The sequence below is a fragment of the Nocardia sp. NPDC057353 genome, assembly GCF_042667085.1.
In the GTDB taxonomy this organism is placed as follows: Bacteria; Actinomycetota; Actinomycetes; order Mycobacteriales; family Mycobacteriaceae; genus Nocardia.
In genome coordinates this window covers 1-18071 of the sequence record NZ_JBHVAK010000092.1, presented here as the reverse complement: position 1 = coordinate 18071, position 18071 = coordinate 1, and the positions used below count along the sequence as shown (strand labels likewise).

The following is an 18071-nucleotide window of genomic DNA, read 5'->3' as shown; positions in this document are numbered from 1 at the left end:
GGCGGTGGCCTCGGCACCGCCCGCCCTTGTCGCCCGGTGGGTCAGCTCTGCTCGAGCCCGGCGCGCACGCCGTCCTCCACCCGCTTGCCCAGCTCCGCGTCGACGTTCTTCCAGTACTCGAAGACCCGGCTCAGCACCGGCTCCCGCACCCCGTCGAGCACGTGCCCGACGATATTGTCGACCAGCCGGTCACGCTGCTCGTCGGAGAGCACCTCGCGGACCAGCGTGCCCGCCTGGGTGAAGTCACCGTCCTCGGCGTGTTCGATGTACCCGGCCCGCACCATGGTCGGGTCGAAGTCCCAGATCCCGCCGTCCGGCGCCCGCTCCGGCGCGGCGTGCGGGCCGCCGTAGGAGTTCGGCGCGTAGACCGGGGTGCTCACGTCGTTGTAGTCGAAGCGCATGGCGCCCTCCTTGGAGTAGGAGTTCACCTCGGCGGCGCGCGCCCGGTTCGGCGGCAGCTGCGCGTAGTTGGTGCCGACCCGGTAGCGGTGCGCGTCGGCGTAGGCGAAGACCCGGCCGAGCAGCATCTTGTCCGGCGAGAAGCCGATGCCCGGCACCGTGTTGGACGGCTCGAAGGCGGCCTGCTCGATATCGACGAAGTAGTTGCCCGGGTTGCGGTTCAGCGTCCACTTCCCGACCTCGATCAGCGGGTAGTCGCGCTGCGACCAGACCTTGGTCAGGTCGAACGGGTTGAACCGGTAGGACTCGGCCTCGGCGACCGGCATCACCTGCACGTGCAGGGTCCAGCTCGGGAAGTCGCCGCGCTCGATGGCGTCCCAGAGGTCGCGGCGGTGGTAGTCGGCGTCCGCGCCCGCCAGCCGGTCGGCCTCGTCCTGGGTCAGGAAGTCGATGCCCTGGTCGGTCTTGAAGTGGTACTTCACCCAGAAGCGCTCGCCCGCGGCATTGATCCACTGGTAGGTGTGCGAGCCGAAGCCGTCCATGTGCCGGTAGGTCTTGGGGATGCCGCGGTCGCCCATCAGCCAGGTCACCTGGTGCGCCGACTCCGGGCGCAGGGTCCAGAAGTCCCACTGCATGTGGTGGTCGCGCAGGCCGCTGCCCGGCAGCCGCTTCTGCGAGCGGATGAAGTCCGGGAACTTGATCGGGTCCTTGATGAAGAAGACCGGGGTGTTGTTGCCGACCAGGTCGTAGTTGCCGTCCTCGGTGTAGAACTTCACCGCGAAGCCGCGCGGGTCGCGCCAGGTGTCCGGGCTGCCCTGCTCGCCCGCGACGGTGGAGAACCGCACCAGCGACTCGGTGCGCGCGCCCGGCTGGAAGAGCTTGGCCTTGGTGAAGCGGCTGACGTCGGCGGTGACCACCAGCTCGCCGTAGGCGCCCGCGCCCTTGGCGTGCACCACCCGCTCCGGCACCCGCTCCCGGTTGAACTGGGCGAGCTTCTCGATCAGGTAGTGGTCGTGCAGCAGGATCGGGCCCTGGGCGCCGGCGGTGAGCGACTCGTTGTCGCTCTCGACCGGGATCCCGGAGTTGGTCGTCGTCGGCTTGGTCATAGCGGGAGCCTCCTCGGGCTGTCGGTGGATTGGGCGCAGTCGGCGCAGCGACCCCAGAACACGACCTCGGCCTCGTCAAGGACGAAGCCGTGCGCGTCGTCCGGGTGCAGGCAGGGGGCCGCGCCCAGGACGCAGTCGACGTCGGCGATCGCGCCGCAGCCGCGGCACACCAGGTGGTGGTGGTTGTCGCCGATCCTGGTCTCGTACAGCGCCGCCGAGCCCGCGGGCTCGATGCGCCGCAGGATCCCGGCCCGCACGCAGGCCCGGAGCACGTCGTAGACGGCCTGGGTGGAGACCGCGCCGAGCTGCTTCCGCACGGCGGCGGCGATCCGGTCGGCATCCGAGTGCGGATGCGCGGCGACCGTCTCCAGCACCGCCAGGCGCGGCGCGGTGACGCGCAGGTTCGCCCGGCGCAGCCAGTCGCGGGGTTCGGTGTCCATGGGTTCGAGTATGCCGCTTTTCTGGAATCAGTCAAGAAAACTAGGAAGTCCAGAGTAGGTGTGTCGCAGGTTACCTCCGATCCAGGATGATCGCCGCCGGGGCCGCGGTTGAATGAGACTGTCGGCGCTCTTGGGCAGCCCCGGGCCGCATCTGATTCGTCGCTACGAGCGACCACTCGCCGAGAGGCGCTTGCCGGGCGTCGACACCCCAACTTTCGTGTTCCCACGGGTACCCCGTGTTGCCGCGCCGACACGGCGATGGCCGGTTTAGCCTGTCGCTATGGGACGTCGGTCGACCTGGCTGGTGCTGCTCGCGACCTTCGCGCTGCTTGCCGGGCACATCGCCGCGGGCAGCGCGGCGGCGGCGGTCTGCGCCGAGCCGACCGGCCGCGAATTCGTCAGGGCCACACCGGAGGACGTCGGCGTAGACGGCGCCGAGCTGGCCGCCGCGCTCGACTTCGCCGCGGGCCGGAACCGCTTCAATATCCAGGTCTTCCGGCACAACTGCCTGATCGGCGAGGGGCCGGGGAACGCTCAGACCGGGCCCGTCCCGTGGAACGTCTGGAGCGTCACCAAGAGCGTGGTCTCGGTGCTCACCGGCATGGCGGCCGACCGCGGGCTGATCGAGCTCGGGGCCCCGATCGACCGCTACCTGCCGCCGGGGCTCGGCGACGCCGCGCACCGCGCCATCACCGTGCGCGACCTGCTCACCGAGGCCTCTGGCATGCGGGTCGGGGTGCTCACCGAGGGGCTGACCGGGGTGGTCCCGATCGATCCGAACAGCGCGGTGCAGGCGCTCGGCGTGCCACTCGAGCACGCCCCCGGCACCACCTTCAGCTACAGCCAGCGCACCGTCGACCTGCTGACCTTCGTGCTGGAGCGCGCGCTCGGCGAGCCGCTGCAGCAGTTCGCGCAGCGCGAGCTCTTCGACCCGATCGGCATCCCGCGCGGCGACTACTACTGGGCGCGCGACCGCTCCGGCAACACCTACGGCTACGCGCACCTGTTCCTCCCGCCGCCCGACCTGGCCCGGATCGGCATGCTGGTGCGCAACGACGGCCGCTGGGGCGGGAAGCAGCTGGTCTCCGCGGAGTACCTGGCGGCGGCGCGCACCCCGTCACCGGCGAACGAGTGCTACGGCTACCTCTTCTGGCTGGGCCCGGGCTGCGCCGAGACCCCGGACTTCCTGCCCGCGGGGGTGCACTCCATGGCCGGCTTCGGCGGGCAGAACGTGTTCCTGCTGCCCGAGCTGGATCTCATGGTGGTGTGGACCGGCGCCTACGGCAATGTCAGCCGGTACGGGCCGGGCGGCATCATCCAGAACACCAGGGAGCTGCCGCACGAGTTCTTCCGCAGGCTGCTGCCCGCGCTCGGCGAGCCCGACCCCGGCCCGTACGTGGAGCCGCCGCTCACCCAGGACCCGGGCGAGTTCATCGATGCCACCCTGCTGCTCGCGGTCTTCGGCATCGGCCCGGCCGCCTACCCGGGCTGCACGGTGCTGAGCTGCCTCGACTACCCGCTCGCGCCGCCGTTCGCGGACGCGCCGCCCGGGTGCGCGGTGCTCGCCTGTGTCGGCACCGACCCGCGCACGCCGGGGATCCGCTGATCAGTCCAGCCGGGTGAGCCAGCCGTGCGCGTCGTCGGCGCGCAGCGCGGCGCGGTGCCGCTTGCGCAGCGCCTGCGAGATCGGCCCCGGCTTCCCGTCGCCGACGACCCGGCCGTCCACCTCCAGCACCGGCGCCGCCCCCGCCGAGGTCCCGGTGACGAAGACCTCGTCGGCGATGTACAGCTCGGTCAGGTCGACGGTGCGCTCCTGGACCGGGATGCCGTCCTCGGCGGCCAGGGTGAGCACCGTGCGGCGGTTGATCCCGTCCAGGATGTCGCAGCTGACATCGGGGGTGATCAGCGTTCCGCCGCGGACCAGGAAGATATTGGCGGCGCTGAGTTCGCAGACGTGGCCGTTGCCGTCCAGGAAGACGCAGTCGTCGTAGCCGGAGTCGATGGCGTCCTGCTTGGCCAGCACCGAGTTCACGTAGGCGCCGTTGACCTTCGCCCGCGAGGGGATGGCATTGTCCGGAATGCGCCGCCACGGGCTGGACTTCAGCCGCATGCCGTCCTGCGGGACGATCGGCACCGCGTCGTAGACGAACATGCTCACCGCGATGGCGGTGCCGCGCACCCGCGTGCCCGGAATGGACTCCACCACGTGCACCGACGCCCGGACGAAGACCTCGTCGCGCGGCTCGTTCGCCGCGACCAGCTCGCGCACCGCCGCCTCGAAGCACGGGTAGCCCCACTCCAGCGCGAACCGGTCGATCCCGATGATCTTGCAGGACTCCTCCAGCCTGCGGAAGTGATCCGCCAGCCGGAACGCGGTGCGCACCCCGTCGGTCCGGTGCACCGGGAAGACCGTGTAGACGCTCAGGCCGTACAGCACCGCCGAGGTACCGACCCCGACGGTCGCCTGCGCCGCGGGGACGAGCCGGTCACCGAAGAAGACCTGGGGATGAGGATTCGCCATCGGCGCAGGCTAGCAGCCGCCGCCCGCGCCGGGCGACCTCGTTTTCAGCGCTCCCGGAGCAGCACTTCGGCGATCTGGATGGTGTTCAGCGCGGCGCCCTTGCGCAGGTTGTCACCGGAGACGAAGAGCGCGAGGCCGCGGCCGTCCGGCACGCCGGGGTCACGGCGGATCCGGCCGACCAGCGACTCGTCGGCGCCCGCGGCCTGCAGCGGCGTCGGCACGTCGACCAGCCGCACACCCGCGGCCTTGCCAAGGATCTCCTTGGCGCGCTCCGGCGAGAGCGGCTCGGCGAACTCGGCATTGATCGACAGCGAGTGCCCGGTGAAGACCGGGACGCGCACGCAGGTGCCGCTGACCAGCAGCTCCGGCAGGCCGAGGATCTTGCGGCTCTCGTTGCGCAGCTTCTGGTCCTCGTCGGTCTCGTCACTGCCGTCGTCCACGATCGAACCGGCCAGCGGGATGACGTCGAAGGCGATCGGCGCGACGTACTTGTTCGGCGCGGGGAAGGTGACGGCGCTGCCGTCGTGCACCAGCTGCTCGGCATCGTCGATGACCGCGCGCACCTGACCGGCCAGCTCCTCGACGCCCGCCAGCCCGGAGCCGGAGACGGCCTGGTAGCTGGAGACGATGAGGCGCTGCAGCCCGGCCACGTCGTGCAGCGGCTTGAGGACCGGCATGGCGGCCATGGTGGTGCAGTTCGGGTTGGCGATGATGCCCTTGACCAGGTTGCGCGTCTGCTCCGGGTTCACCTCGGAGACGACCAGCGGCACCTCGGGATCCTTGCGCCAGGCCGAGGAGTTGTCGATCACCGTGACGCCCGCCGCCGCGAACCGCGGCGCCTGCACCCTGGACATGGTGGCGCCCGCCGAGAAGAGCGCGATGTCGAGCCCGCTGGGATCGGCGGTCTCGGTGTCCTCCACCGCGATCTCGCCGCCGCGCCACGGCAGCTTCTTCCCCGCCGAGCGGGCGGAGGCGAAGAACCGCACCTCGTCGGCCGGGAAATCCCGCTCCTCCAGCAGCTTCCGCATGACGGCGCCGACCTGCCCGGTCGCACCGACGACTCCTACGCGAACACCCATGGTTTTATCGCCCCGTTCCCGCGTGCACGACGGCGACCTCGTCGCCGCCGAGATCGAAGGCGCGGTGCAGCACCTGCACCGCGTGGTCCAGCTCGGAATCCTTGACCAGCACCGAGATCCGGATCTCCGAGGTGGAGATGAGGTCGATGTTCACACCGGCCTCGGCCAGCGCCTCGCAGAAGGTCGCGGTGACCCCGGGGTGGCTCTTCATCCCGGCCCCGACCAGCGAGACCTTGCCGATGTGGTCGTCGTAGAGCACCTGGGAGAAGCCGATCTCGCTCTGCCGCTTGGTCAGGAACTCGACCGCGCGGGCGCCGTCGTCCTTGGGCAGCGTGAAGGTGATGTCGGTCTTGCCGGTGTCGACCTTGGAGATGTTCTGCAGCACCATGTCGATGTTGATCTCGGCGTCGGCGACCGTGCGGAACACCTTCGCGGCGTACCCCGGCTCGTCCGGTAGCCCGACAACGGTCACCTTGGCCTCGCTGCGGTCGTGCGCGACGCCCGTGAGGATTGCTTGCTCCAAGGGGATGTCCTCCATCGATCCGTAGACGTAGGTGCCCTGCTTGTCGGTGTAGGACGAGCGGACGTGCACGGGCACGTTGTAGCGGCGCGCGTACTCCACGCAGCGCAGCATCAGCACCTTGGACCCGCAGGCCGCCATCTCCAGCATCTCCTCGTAGGAGACCTGGTCCAGCTTCTGCGCGTCGGCGACGATGCGCGGATCGGCGGTGAAGACGCCGTCCACGTCGGTGTAGATCTCGCAGACGTCGGCCTCCAGCGCCGCGGCCAGCGCGACGGCGGTCGTATCCGACCCGCCGCGGCCGAGCGTGGTGACGTCCCTGCTGTCCTGGCTGACGCCCTGGAAGCCCGCGACCAGCACGATCGTGCCCTCGTCGAGCGCCTCCCGCAGCCTGCCCGGGGTGACGTCGATGATCTTGGCCTTACCGTGCGCGCCGGTGGTGATCACCCCGGCCTGCGAGCCGGTGAACGACCTGGCCTCGGCGCCGAGCGAGTGGATGGCCATGGCGACCAGCGCGTTGGAGATGCGCTCGCCCGCGGTGAGCAGCATGTCCATCTCGCGCACCGGCGGCGCGGGCGAGACCTCCTGCGCCAGATCCAGCAGTTCGTCGGTCGTGTCGCCCATGGCGGAGCACACGACGACGACGTCGTGGCCCTGCTTCTTGGTCTCGACGATCCGTTCAGCGACGCGCCGGATACGCTCGGCGGTGGCCACCGAGGATCCTCCGTACTTCTGAACTACGAGAGCCACGTCTGGGTCCTCCTGGATCGGCAACGTGCTGGTAACAGGCTCCAAGGGTACCGGCCTGACCCCGCCGTTCCGGCTGCTACCTCCGCGTCCTGTGGAAAACCACACAGCTGTGCAGCAATTCGAATAGCGCATCCCCGACGGGGTACCGCGCACCCGGAAAGGAGCGTCGCACGCATGGAGAGCATCACCCTGGACGTGACCACCGGGCGCAGCGAAGTGGTCCACGACCTCACCCCGCGCTGCGCGGAGTTCGCCCGCGCGCAGGGCGGCGACGGCCTGCTGCACGTCTTCGTGCCGCACGCGACCGCGGGCATCGCGATCATCGAACTCGGTGCGCGCAGCGACGACGACCTGCTGGCCGCGCTGCGCGACCTGCTGCCCGCCGACGACCGCTGGCGGCACGCGCACGGCAGCCGCGGGCACGGCCGCTCGCATGTCATGCCCGCGCTGATCCCGCCGTACGCCACCGTCCCGGTCATCGGCGGCGCGCTGCAGCTCGGCACCTGGCAGTCCATCGCCCTCGTCGACCTCAACGTCGACAACCCGGAGCGCCAGGTGCGGCTCTCCTTCCTGCGCGGTTAGCCCGCGCGGCGGAAGGTGCTCACCTGGGTGCCGTTCTCGAAACTCCGCCGTCGCACCGGCGTCCACAGCGTGGGCCGGAACTCCCCGGCGAACAGCGGGACGCCCGCCCCGGCCAGCACGGGGTAGCGCTTGATCACCAGGGTGTCGATCGCGTCGCGCAGCGCGGCGGCGAGCTTGCCGCCGCCTGCCAGCCAGATATCGCGCTGCTCCTCCGCTTTCAGCTGCTTGACCAGGGCGGACGGGTCGGTGACCACCTGGACGTCCGGCGCGGGCGCCACACCGAGCGTGGTCGAGACGACGTACTGGGTGAGGTGCGGGTACGGGCTCGGAAAGCCCGCATCCAACCCGGGCTGGTAGGTGGCCCGGCCCATGGTCACGCTGCCGAAGTGCCGGTTCGGCGTGCCAGGCGCGATGCCGAAGTGCGGGTGCGCGTGCGCGGGCAGCGTCTCCGGGTAGTCGGCGGCGAGCCACTGCACGAAGTCGGGGCCGAGCGGGTAGAAGTCGGTCTCGCCGTCCGGGCCCGCGATGTAGCCGTCCAGCGAGACACCGACGAAGTAGACGAGTTCGGGCATGGGGTGCTCCTTACTGTTGCGGGCTCAGGCCCGGGTGAACCAGCCGACCAGCGCGCCGTTGTCGAACTCGCGGCGCCGCACCGCGCGGAACTGCCCCGGCCGGAAGCCGCCCGCGATCATCGGCACGCCAGCGCCCGCGACCACCGGGTAGGTCTTGAGGATCAGTTCGTCGATCTCCGGCAGCAGCGCCGCGGCCAGCGCGCCGCCGCCGCAGAGCCAGAGGTCGCCGCCCGCCTCGGCCTTCCGTGCGCGGACGAAGGCGGCGGGGTCGGCGCCGACCACCCGCACCGCCGGGTCGGGGTCGGCACCGAGCGTCGTGGAGAAGACGTACTGGGCCAGGTGCGCGTAGGGGTTGGTACCGCCGACCTCGTAGGTGTGGCGACCCATGAGCACGGTGTCGAAGCGGGCGTTCGGCTGATCCTCGGCGATCCCGGCCTGGTCGCGGTAGGCGGTCGGCACGAACTCCGGGTAGTCGGAATTGAGCGCGGCGCCCTGCTCGGCGCTGACCGGGAAGAAATCGAATTCGCCGCCCGGCCCGGCGATATAGCCGTCCAGGGTGACGGCGACGTAGTACACCAGCTTGCGCACGGGAACCACCGTTCGTAGTACTCTGATTGAAGTGGTTTGACCGTAGTACTACAGATGGAGTGGTGTCAATATGCGGACCAATCCGGAGCGCAGGAACGCGCTGCTCGACGCGGCGCTGGAGGTGCTCGCCGACGACGGCGCGCGCGGGCTCACCTTCCGCGCGGTCGACCGCAGGGCCGCGGTGCCGCCCGGCACCGCCTCCAACTACTTCGCCGACCGCGACGACCTGCTGACCCAGGCGGGCGGCCGGTACTACGAGCGGCTCACGCCCGGCCCCGAGGTGCTCCGCCCGCTCGTCGAGGACCCCAAGGACCGCGCCACCGTCACCCGGCTCATGCAGTCGATCGTGGACCGGCTCGAGGCCTTTCGGAGCGGCTACCTGGCGCTGCTCGAACTCCGGCTGGAGGCCACCCGCAGGCCGGAGTTGCGGAGGCTGCTCAGCGAGCGGGTGCGCGCGGACATCGACTACAACGTGCGCACCCACCTGGAAGCGGGCATGCCCGGCGACGAGACCACCGTTCTACTGCTCTATCTCGCGCTGAACTGGTTGATCGTGGACCGGCTCACGCTCCCCGATGTGTTCGGCGAGGAGCAGAGCCGCGCTCTCGTCGTGGCCGCCGTCGAACGCCTCCTGGCCGTCCCGGAGGGAAGCTGAACGCTTGCCAGGCAGCCGATTCCAGGACCGCAGGCCCCTTATGAGTGCCGAAAAAGGACCCTGAGCTGCCCAGAGGTCGCAATAGTGCGACTTCGCCCCGGTATTGACGCGGGGTCACGGTTTGGTGACAATCGGCCTCAGAGGTACCCCCAGGGGCGGAGGAATGGCATGCGAACGAAAACTGATGTCCGTATCGTCGTGGACGCCGACCCCGAGCAGGTGATGGCCGCGCTGGCGGCGGTCGAGTTGCTCCCCGAGTGGTCGACCACCTACAGCGACGTCCGGGTGGCGACCCGCGACCAGCAGGACCGGCCGGCCCGGGTCTTCGTCACCGCCGATCTTCCCGGCGGCTCCGACATGCAGGTGCTGGAGTACAGCTGGACCGCGGAGCGCTGCTCCTGGGAGGTCGCCGACAGCACCCGCGGCGTCCGCGGCCGCGGCTGGTACGAGGTGGTCCCCGGCCCGGACGGCACCGAGGTCTGGCAGCACGTCGAGCAGCAGCTCCCGGTCCCGCTGCCCGGCTTCCTCGTGCACCGGCAGAACAAGCGGGCGCAGCTGGAGGTGGTCGAGCGCTTCGCCGAGTTCGCGGAGCGATTTCCGGAGGTAGAGAACGCCGTCTGAGCACCGTCGGTGCGACGATGTTCGCCATGACAGGTGCCAAGCGGCTGCGGTTGCAGCCGATGAGCGAGGGGTCCTCGGTGACCCAGCTCGAACTGTTCTTCGACCTCGTGCTGGTCTTCGCCTTCACCGTGGTCACCGACCTGGCGGCCGACGACCCCAGCGCGAAGAACCTGGTCCGCGCGCTGCTCGTGCTCGCGCTCATGTGGTGGGTGTGGATCGCGTACTCGTGGCTCGGCAATGTGGTCAGGGCCGACGAGGGCATCATGCGGGTCGCCATGTTCGTCGCCATGGGTGGCGGCTTCATCGCGGCGCTGACCATCCCGGAGGCCTTCACCGACCTGCCCGGCGGCTGGTACGGGCCGCTGGTCTTCGCCATCGCCTACCTGGTGGTGCGGCTGGTGCACCTGGTGATGTTCTGGCTGTGCAGCGCCGACGACTCGCAGCTGCGCACGCAGGTGGTGCGCTGGGCGCTCGGTTCGATCACCATCGGCACCACGCTGCTGCTGATCGCGGCCACCACGCACGGCACCGTGCAGATCGCGCTCTGGGTCGCCGCCATCGCGGGCGACTACCTGTGGACGCTGCTCGCGGGCAACAGCTGGCGGCTCAACTCGGCGGGGCACTTCGCCGAGCGGTACGGGCTGATCATCATCGTGGCGCTCGGCGAGTCGATCGTCTCGATCGGGATCGGGGTGCGGGCGCTGCCCATCTCCTGGCCGATCACGGTGGCCGCGCTGCTCGGCCTCGCCATCTCCGGGCTGCTCTGGTGGGCCTACTTCGACGTGACGGCGATCGCGGTGGAGCACGAGCTGAAGCACGCCACCGGCGAGCGGCAGATCCGGATCGCGCGCGGCTCGTACACCTTCTGGCACTTCCCGATGATCGTCGGCGTCATCGCACTCTCGCTGGGGCTGAAGAAGGTGCTGTACTACGTCGGCGACGCCTCGCACCACACGCTGCACGACGCCCTGTACGGCATCCCGCTGTACTGCCTCTACGGCGGCGTCGTGCTCTTCCTGATCGGGCTGATCGGCGCCAAGCACTACGCCACCGGCGAATTCGGCGTGCAGCGCGCGGTCGCGGTCGCGCTGCTCCTCGCGCTCACCCCGATCGCGACCGCGCTGCCCGCGCTGGTCTCGCTCGGGCTGCTCTGCGCGGTGCTCGTCGCGCTGATCGGGTACGAGACAGTGCGCTTCGCCGACCCGAGGGAGCGGCTGCGGCACGGCTCCCCGGCCTGACCGCTACAGGTGCGCAGTCTTGTGCCGCACCGAGAACTCGGTGGCGGTGGGGCCGTAGGCCGACGGCTCCACCTTCACGCCGTCGGCGAGCGCCCGGCGGATCTGGTCCACGTTCTCCCGGATCATGTCGGCGACCAGCTCGTCGGTGCGCGGGTCGGCGAGCACCTGGAAGGTGAGCCGGAAGGTGGTGTCGGCGATCAGCCGGATGATGTCGTCGTGGAACGGGACGTACCGCACCCGGCGGGTCTGCGGGTCGTTCTTGATCAGGTCCACGATCATCTCGTCCAGCTCGGCGCGGTTCTCCTCCAGCGCGGCCGCGATATTGCGGGTGTAGTGCCCGGTGCGCAACGCGCAGGCCACCTCGTCCAGCACCGCCATGGTGATCGGCTTCTTGATCACCTCGACGATGGTGCGCACGAAGCGGTTCAGCACCGCGGCGGTCACCCGGTCGCCGAAGACGCGGTCGGCGACCCTGGCCAGCCGGACCACGACGACCACGATCCGCAGCAACCGGAAGCTCCGGAAGAACGGGCTGGTAACCGGGATCATGCCGAGCACTTCGTACCAGTAGACGAAGGGGAAGGTCCACGGCCAGCCCGCGCGGCGCCAGCGCCAGAGAAACTCGACGGCGAAGACAGCGCAGATCGCGATGTCCGCGATCACGACGGCCCTATACGTCTCCGGGCTCACCGTGAAGAAGGTGACCCATACGACGAGCACCACCGAGACGACCGCCAGCACCAGCATGGCGAGGTCGGTCCAGAGCGCGGGCGGCTTGCGCGGGTAGTCCTCCGACTCCTGCGGAACCGGACCGGAAAGGCCAGCGGACACGTCACTTCCCTTCGACAACGTTGTCGCCGAGGGTAATCCGCGCCTCAGCGTCCGGCGCGGATGATCTCCTCGATATTGCGTTCGGCCAGCGCGGAGATGGTCAGCGACGGGTTCACCGTTCCGGTGCTGCCCGGGATCACCGCGCCGTCCATCACGTACAACCCGGAATACCCGCGCACCCGGCCGTAACCGTCGGTCGCCTTCCCCAGCACCGCACCGCCCAGCGGGTGCGCGGTGAACAGGGCATTGGCGTCGTAGCCGAGCGCGCTGTACTCGACCATGGCGCCCGCCCGCTCGGCGATCTTCTTGTCCACCGCGCGGGCCGCGGCCACCACGTCGTCCCGGTTCCGCTGCGACCAGGTGAGCCCGACCCGGTCGGTCGCGCCGTCGTAGCCGAGCCGGGTGCGAGCCGGGTCGAGCACCATGCCGAGCGAGGCCAGCGCGCCGGTCTCGAACGGGATGCCGGGGATGTACCAGCTCTCCAGGGTGAGCGGGACGGCGCTCTCGTCCAGAATCCGGCTGGCGCTCGGCACGCCCTGCCCGAGCCCGGCCAGCGAACTCGCGCCGCGGGCGAGGACGACGTCGCCATTGGTGCCCCAGCCGTCGCCGACGTGCTCGTTCAGCTCCGGGAGCGCGCCGGTGGCCTGGGCGCGGACCAGCAGCTCGGTGCTGCCGATCGAGCCCGCGCCGAGGAAGAGCCGGTCCGCGGTAAGGGTGCGGGTGGCGAGCACGGCGCCGGTGGGGTCGAGTTTGGTCAGCGCGACGGTGTAGCGGTCGCCGTCGCGCCCGATGGCGTCAACGCGGTGGCCGGGGAAGATCGAGCAGTTCCCGGTGGCCTCGGCGTACTTCAGGTAGTTCTGGTTCAGGTCGAACTTGGCGCCGTTGGAGTTGCCGAGGTTGCTGCGCGCGACCGTGGCGGAGGGCCTGGAGCTGCCGTTCAGCTCGGCGCGCAGCACGTCCCAGTTGAAGATGGAGTCGTTGGCGGTCGGCTGGTAGCCGGCCTTGCGCACCTGGTCGTCCCAGGCGCGGGAGTGCGTGAACGGGGACGAGCCGTAGATGTCGGCGGGCATCGGGCTGAGCCGCAGCATCTCGCGCACCCGCGGGAAGTAGACCCGGTCCAGCTCGCCGTACTCGACCGCGCCGCGGAAGACCTCGTCGAAGAAGCGCTGCTCCGGCGCGATCATGGCGCCGGTGAAGATCACCGAGCCGCCGCCGACCGCGGCCGCCCGCCAGACGTCGATGCCCGGGTACTCGGTGCAGTCCAGTACGCCGCCGAAGGAGGCGAACTGCATGGGCACCTTGGTGACGCCGGTGAAGCTGGTGCGGTGCCAGAAGCCGCGGCCGTCCGGCAGGTCGTCGCCGGTGAAGATCTCCCGGTTGGGATCGTTCGGCCAGCGCGAGCCGCGCTCCAGCACGGTGGTGTCGACGCCTGCCTCGGCCAGCCGCAGCGCGGTGACGGCGGCGCCGAAACCGGAGCCGATCACCAGCGCCTCGGAGTGCTCGGGGGCATCGGGCAGCGGCGCGAAGAGCTCGGGCACCCACTCCTCGAAGAGCCCGTTCCAGATCGGGTTCGCGCTCGCCGCGCCGGGCGCGAACGCACCGCTCACGGCGGCGCCGAGCGCCACCGCACCCGTCGTCTTGAAAAAGGCGCGTCTATCCACCCGGCCACCTCCTGCGTCCTCGGGCGCAGCGAAGATTACCGGCCGCGGGGACGGGCGACCAGCCCGCTGGGTCACCCCGGGAACGGTGCCTGGTCGGGGCCGCAGACGGTGCCCGCGGCGGGCAGCTCGAGGTCGATCAGGTAGGCCGCGCGCAGCGGCCGGGTGCAGGCGTTGATCGGTGAATGGCCGTGGCCGTCGACCTCGACCAGGTGGGCATTGCCGAGCTCGGTGGCGGCGCGGCGGGCGAAGCCGATCGGGGTGACGGGGTCGAAGCGGTTCGAGAGCAACAGCGCGGGGGTCGCCGAGCGCAGCGTCCAGGACTCGGGCATCCGGTGGTTCTCGGCGGGAGTGGGCCAAGCGGCGCACGGCCTGCGCAGCGCGAGCCAGAACGGGCCGTAGGTAGGTGATCCCCGCTCGACGTCGGCGTGCCAGGTGTCCCAGTCGGTGTCGTCCCGGGGGAAGGCGGCATCGGCACAGGTGATGGCGGTAAAGGGGGCCAGGAAGTCGAAGCCGATCTCGCCCGCGGCGATGATCTCGCGGACCGCGGCGAGGTCGCCGTCCCGGCCGCGCTCCAGCTGGACCAGCAGCTCGGCCAGCGCGGGCCAGCCCTGCGGGACGTCATAGAGCAGGGTGGCGTGCACCGGCAGGATCTCCGGGTAGCTGATCGCGGCGGTATCGACGGTGATCGGGCCGGAGCGCAGCCGGGCGAGTACCGCCTCGTCCCTGGCGGCCACCTGCTCGGCGGTGGCGCCGGGTGCGGCGAGGGCGCAGCGCTGCGGGCCCGCCGCGGCGCAATAGCGGTGGAATTCGGCGCGCACCGCGTCGGTGCCCTGCGCGGTCTCGCGCAGGGCACGCAGCGGGTCGGCCGAATAGGTGGCCGGTTCGATCAGGGCGCCGAGCTGCATGGCGCGCACCCGGTCGCCGAAGAGCGCGCCGTAGACCGCGCCGAGGTAGCTGGCGTACGAGCCGCCCGTGTAGCTGAGCCGGTCGTCGCCGACCGCGCGGCGGAGCAGCTCCATGTCCCTGGCGGCGTCCACCGTGGTGAGGTGGGCGAGCAGGTCGCCGGAGTGCGCGGCGCAGCCCGCCGCGTACTCGGCGCCCTTGCGCGCGAGCAGCGCGTGCTGCTCGGCGGTGAGCGGCGGGACCGGCATGTCGGACCAGAAGGCGTCCTGCTCGGCCGGGCCGGGGAAGCAGCGCACCGGGGCGCTGCGGCCGATGCCGCGCTGGTCGAAGGTGACGATGTCGAAGCGGTCGGCGAGCTCGTCCGGGAAGCCGTTCGCGGCGGCGTCGAGGCCGGAGCCGCCGGGGCCGCCGACGGCGGTGAAGAGCGTGCCGATGCGGGTCTCCGGCGTGCGGGCGGGCTGCCGGAGCACGGCGAGGTCGATGGTGCGGCCCGCGGGGTCGGCGTAGTCGAGCGGGACGCGGGCGGTCGCGCACTGGTAGGCGGCGAGCGCCGGTTCGGTGCACGGGCTCCAGCGCAGCTCCGGGGTCGGGGCGGCATCGGCCTGGGCGACGAGGTCGGGGGCGGAGTCGTCCGCGCCACAACTGGTGAGCACGGTGGCCGCGAGCATCGCCACCAGCGCGGCCACCCGGTGACCTCGCCTACCTCGCCGTACCGGTATCCCCATGGCTCCAGCGTGCGCCGCGCACCCCGGTCGCGCATCGGCCGATCGGCCTCCTCCCTCCGGAGGATCAGCCGAAGAGCAGCCGGGCGACCGCGATCAGCCCGACCACGACGATCACCCCGCGCAGCACCGCGGGCGGCAGCCGCCGCCCGACCTTGGCCCCGAGCTGCCCGCCGATGATCGAGCCGACCGCGATCAGCGCCACCGCCTCCCAGGAGACCTCGGCGACCACGAGGAAGAAGAGCGCGGCGACCGCGTTCACGATCAGCGCGAGCACGTTCTTCACCGCGTTCAGCCGCTGCAGGTCGTCGTCGACGAACACCCCGAGCAGCCCCATCAGCAGCACGCCCTGGGCGGCGCCGAAGTACCCGCCGTAGACGCCGGTCGCGGCGACCGCGGCGAGCAGCACCGGCCCGCCGTGCGCGGGCGCCGCCGCCCCGCCCTCCGCACGCCTGCGCGCCACCCAGCGGGAGAGCCGCGGCTGCACCACCACCAGGATCAGCGCCAGGATGATGAGGACCGGGACGATCGCCGCGAAGGCCCCCTCCGGCAGCCGCAGCAACAGCACAGCACCCACCAGCCCGCCGAGCAGCGAGGCGACCCCGAGCCGGGCCAGCCGCGGCCCCTGCCCGGCCAGCTCCCTGCGGTAGCCGATGACCCCGCTGATCGAGCCGGGCACCAGCCCGATGGTGTTCGAGACATTGGCCGTCACCGGCGGCAGCCCGAAGGTGAGCAGCACCGGGAAGGTGATCAGGGTGCCGGAGCCGACCACCGTGTTGATGGTCCCGGCGGCCATCCCCGCGACCAGTACGGCGAGCATCTCCAGCGGTGTCATGCGGCGTTCCTTCCTCTCCGCGCGAACGCTAGCCTGGTACGGGGATGCCCCGGAGACGGGACCTCCTTTGGCTGCGCCACCCCGACGCGGTAAAGTCGGGGCCATCATGCAGCGGGCTCTTCTTCTCGGCCGCCGCGGCGGGGTCTGAACGGACCGGCTCCCGTCGCGGGGTTCTGCCGCGCCGGTCGCCCCCTTGACTGGGATCCACCACACCCACGGAGAAAATTCCATGTCCCCCGCTGATGCATTCGTATCCGGCACGCGCACCATCACCGCGCCCGCCAAGCCGGCCCCCGCCGACCAGCCCGGCTGGAACCGGCAGCAGAACTCCGCCATGCCGTCCTTCCGGTACCGGCCGTACGCCGAGGAGGTCGAGCCGATCGCGCTGCCCGACCGCACCTGGCCGGACCGGGTCATCGACACCGCGCCCGGCTGGTGCGCCGTCGACCTGCGCGACGGCAACCAGGCCCTGATCGACCCGATGAGCCCGGCCCGCAAGCGCCGCATGTTCGACCTGCTGGTCCGGATGGGCTACAAGGAGATCGAGGTCGGCTTCCCGGCCGCCAGCCAGACCGACTTCGACTTCGTGCGCGAGATCATCACCGACGGCGCCATCCCGGACGACGTCACCATCCAGGTGCTGACCCAGTGCCGCCCCGAGCTGATCGAGCGCACCTTCGAGGCCTGCGCGGGCGCGGGCAGCGTGATCGTGCACTTCTACAACTCGACCTCGATCCTGCAGCGCCGGGTGGTGTTCCGGGCCGACCGCGATGCGGTCAAGAAGATCGCCACCGACGCCGCGGCGCTGTGCCTGGAGATCGAGCAGCGCTACCCGGACACCGCGTGGCGCTACGAGTACAGCCCGGAGTCCTACACCGGCACCGAGCTGGAGTACGCGCTGGACGTCTGCGACGCCGTCTCCGCGATCATCGCGCCGACGCCGGAGAAGCCGCTGATTATCAACCTGCCCGCCACCGTCGAGATGGCGACGCCGAACGTCTACGCCGACTCCATCGAGTGGATGAGCCGCAACCTGGCCCGCCGCGAGTCGATCGTGCTCTCGCTGCACCCGCACAACGACCGCGGCACCGCGGTCGCCGCCGCCGAGCTGGGCTACCAGGCCGGGGCGGACCGGATCGAGGGCTGCCTGTTCGGCAACGGCGAGCGCACCGGCAACGTCTGCCTGGTGACGCTGGGGATGAACATGTTCTCCCGCGGCATCGACCCGCAGGTCAACTTCTCCGACATCGACGAGATCCGGCGCACGGTCGAGTACTGCAACCAGCTCCCGGTGCACGAGCGCCACCCGTACGGCGGCGACCTGGTCTACACGGCGTTCTCCGGCAGCCACCAGGACGCCATCAACAAGGGGCTGGACGCCATGAAGGCGGCCGCCGACGCCGCCGACACCGACGTCGACGACCTGACCTGGGAGGTGCCGTACCTGCCGATCGACCCCAAGGACGTCGGCCGCACCTACGAGGCCGTCATCCGGGTGAACTCGCAGTCCGGCAAGGGCGGCGTCGCCTACATCATGAAGACCGACCACGGGTTGAAGCTGCCCCGGCGGCTGCAGATCGAGTTCTCCCAGGCGATCCAGAAGATCACCGACGGCGAGGGCGGCGAGGTCACGCCGAAGGAGATGTGGGACGTCTTCCACTCCGAGTACCTGAGCCCGATCCGGCCGCTGGAGCGGATCCGGCAGAAGGTGACCGCGGCCGAGACCGACGGCGGCACCGACGCCATCTCCGCCGTGGTCAAGGTGGACGGGGTCGAGCAGGAGATCAACGGAACCGGCAACGGCCCGCTGGCCGCCTTCGTCGACGCGCTGGCCGGGATCGGCTACGACGTAGAGGTGCTGGACTACTCCGAGCACGCCATGTCCGCCGGTGACGACGCGCAGGCCGCCGCCTACGTCGAGGTCGCCGTCGGCGACCGGGTGCTGTGGGGGGTCGGGATCGCCACCTCGATCACCACCGCCTCGCTGCGGGCCGTCGTCTCCGCGGTGAACCGGGCGCACTGAGCTCGCGAAACGGGTGCGGTTCCGG

17 protein-coding genes are annotated in these 18071 nt (G+C 70.8%); 6 read left to right on the top strand and 11 right to left on the bottom strand.

Annotated features, from left to right (window positions below; translation table 11 throughout):
- Positions 1–41: 41 nt before the first annotated feature.
- Complete coding sequence (locus ACFUUZ_RS29840) at positions 42–1505, bottom strand: catalase (protein WP_378702043.1); 1464 nt, start codon at positions 1503–1505, stop codon at positions 42–44.
- Positions 1502–1945, bottom strand: coding sequence for a Fur family transcriptional regulator (locus ACFUUZ_RS29835; protein WP_378702041.1), 444 nt, complete (start codon positions 1943–1945; stop codon positions 1502–1504). The genes ACFUUZ_RS29840 and ACFUUZ_RS29835 overlap by 4 nt, the downstream gene beginning before the upstream one ends.
- Positions 1946–2225: 280 nt before the next feature.
- Between ACFUUZ_RS29835 and ACFUUZ_RS29830 the strand changes: the two genes are divergently transcribed.
- Positions 2226–3551, top strand: coding sequence for a serine hydrolase domain-containing protein (locus tag ACFUUZ_RS29830; RefSeq protein WP_378702039.1), 1326 nt, complete (start codon positions 2226–2228; stop codon positions 3549–3551).
- Here the strand turns inward: ACFUUZ_RS29830 and ACFUUZ_RS29825 are convergent, their stop codons facing one another.
- The 3 genes from ACFUUZ_RS29825 to ACFUUZ_RS29815 are packed head-to-tail and all read right to left on the bottom strand — an operon-like array spanning position 3552 to position 6815.
- The gene (locus ACFUUZ_RS29825) at positions 3552–4466 is read right to left on the bottom strand and encodes an aminotransferase class IV (RefSeq protein ID WP_378702037.1); all 915 of its coding nucleotides are present in this window, start codon (positions 4464–4466) and stop codon (positions 3552–3554) included.
- 44 nt (positions 4467–4510) lie between these two features.
- Positions 4511–5545: an aspartate-semialdehyde dehydrogenase gene (locus ACFUUZ_RS29820; RefSeq protein ID WP_378702035.1), complete on the bottom strand. Its 1035-nt coding sequence runs from the start codon at positions 5543–5545 to the stop codon at positions 4511–4513.
- A gap of 4 nt (positions 5546–5549) precedes the next feature.
- Entirely contained in the window at positions 5550–6815 is a 1266-nt protein-coding gene (locus ACFUUZ_RS29815) for an aspartate kinase (protein WP_378702033.1), read from the bottom strand.
- Positions 6816–6989: 174 nt separating this feature from the next.
- On the opposite strand from ACFUUZ_RS29815, the gene ACFUUZ_RS29810 reads away from it, so the two are divergent.
- On the top strand, positions 6990–7397 hold the full coding sequence (locus ACFUUZ_RS29810) for a YjbQ family protein (protein WP_378702031.1): 408 nt from the start codon (positions 6990–6992) through the stop codon (positions 7395–7397).
- Here the strand turns inward: ACFUUZ_RS29810 and ACFUUZ_RS29805 are convergent.
- Entirely contained in the window at positions 7394–7969 is a 576-nt protein-coding gene (locus ACFUUZ_RS29805; RefSeq protein ID WP_378702029.1) for a dihydrofolate reductase family protein, read from the bottom strand. The genes ACFUUZ_RS29810 and ACFUUZ_RS29805 overlap by 4 nt on opposite strands.
- 24 nt (positions 7970–7993) lie before the next feature.
- Positions 7994–8557, bottom strand: a complete 564-nt coding sequence (locus ACFUUZ_RS29800; RefSeq protein ID WP_378702027.1) for a dihydrofolate reductase family protein — start codon at positions 8555–8557, stop codon at positions 7994–7996.
- A gap of 70 nt (positions 8558–8627) precedes the next feature.
- On the opposite strand from ACFUUZ_RS29800, the gene ACFUUZ_RS29795 reads away from it, so the two are divergent.
- The 3 genes from ACFUUZ_RS29795 (at position 8628) to ACFUUZ_RS29785 (ending at position 11071) form a co-directional block, all read left to right on the top strand.
- Positions 8628–9212: a TetR/AcrR family transcriptional regulator gene (locus ACFUUZ_RS29795; RefSeq protein WP_378702025.1), complete on the top strand. Its 585-nt coding sequence runs from the start codon at positions 8628–8630 to the stop codon at positions 9210–9212.
- A gap of 168 nt (positions 9213–9380) precedes the next feature.
- On the top strand, positions 9381–9833 hold the full coding sequence (locus ACFUUZ_RS29790; RefSeq protein ID WP_378702023.1) for an SRPBCC family protein: 453 nt from the start codon (positions 9381–9383) through the stop codon (positions 9831–9833).
- 26 nt (positions 9834–9859) lie between these two features.
- Positions 9860–11071, top strand: a complete 1212-nt coding sequence (locus ACFUUZ_RS29785) for a low temperature requirement protein A (protein ID WP_378702021.1) — start codon at positions 9860–9862, stop codon at positions 11069–11071.
- Between the two features lie 3 nt (positions 11072–11074).
- On the opposite strand, the gene ACFUUZ_RS29780 is transcribed toward ACFUUZ_RS29785, so the two are convergent.
- The 4 genes from ACFUUZ_RS29780 to ACFUUZ_RS29765 all read right to left on the bottom strand — a co-directional run bounded on the left by ACFUUZ_RS29780 (position 11075) and on the right by ACFUUZ_RS29765 (position 16023).
- Complete coding sequence (locus ACFUUZ_RS29780; RefSeq protein ID WP_378702019.1) at positions 11075–11902, bottom strand: ion transporter; 828 nt, start codon at positions 11900–11902, stop codon at positions 11075–11077.
- Between the two features lie 44 nt (positions 11903–11946).
- A complete protein-coding gene (locus tag ACFUUZ_RS29775) occupies positions 11947–13563 on the bottom strand; it encodes a GMC oxidoreductase (protein WP_378702017.1) in 1617 nt (538 codons plus the stop codon).
- Between the two features lie 71 nt (positions 13564–13634).
- Positions 13635–15152, bottom strand: coding sequence for an alpha/beta hydrolase (locus ACFUUZ_RS29770; RefSeq protein ID WP_378702015.1), 1518 nt, complete (start codon positions 15150–15152; stop codon positions 13635–13637).
- Positions 15153–15255: 103 nt separating this feature from the next.
- Complete coding sequence (locus ACFUUZ_RS29765) at positions 15256–16023, bottom strand: sulfite exporter TauE/SafE family protein (protein ID WP_378702013.1); 768 nt, start codon at positions 16021–16023, stop codon at positions 15256–15258.
- A 229-nt stretch (positions 16024–16252) separates the two neighbouring features.
- Here ACFUUZ_RS29765 and leuA point away from each other — a divergent pair, with 229 nt between their 5' ends.
- Positions 16253–18046, top strand: coding sequence for a 2-isopropylmalate synthase (gene leuA / locus ACFUUZ_RS29760; protein WP_378702011.1), 1794 nt, complete (start codon positions 16253–16255; stop codon positions 18044–18046).
- The last annotated feature ends 25 nt before the right edge of the window (positions 18047–18071 follow it).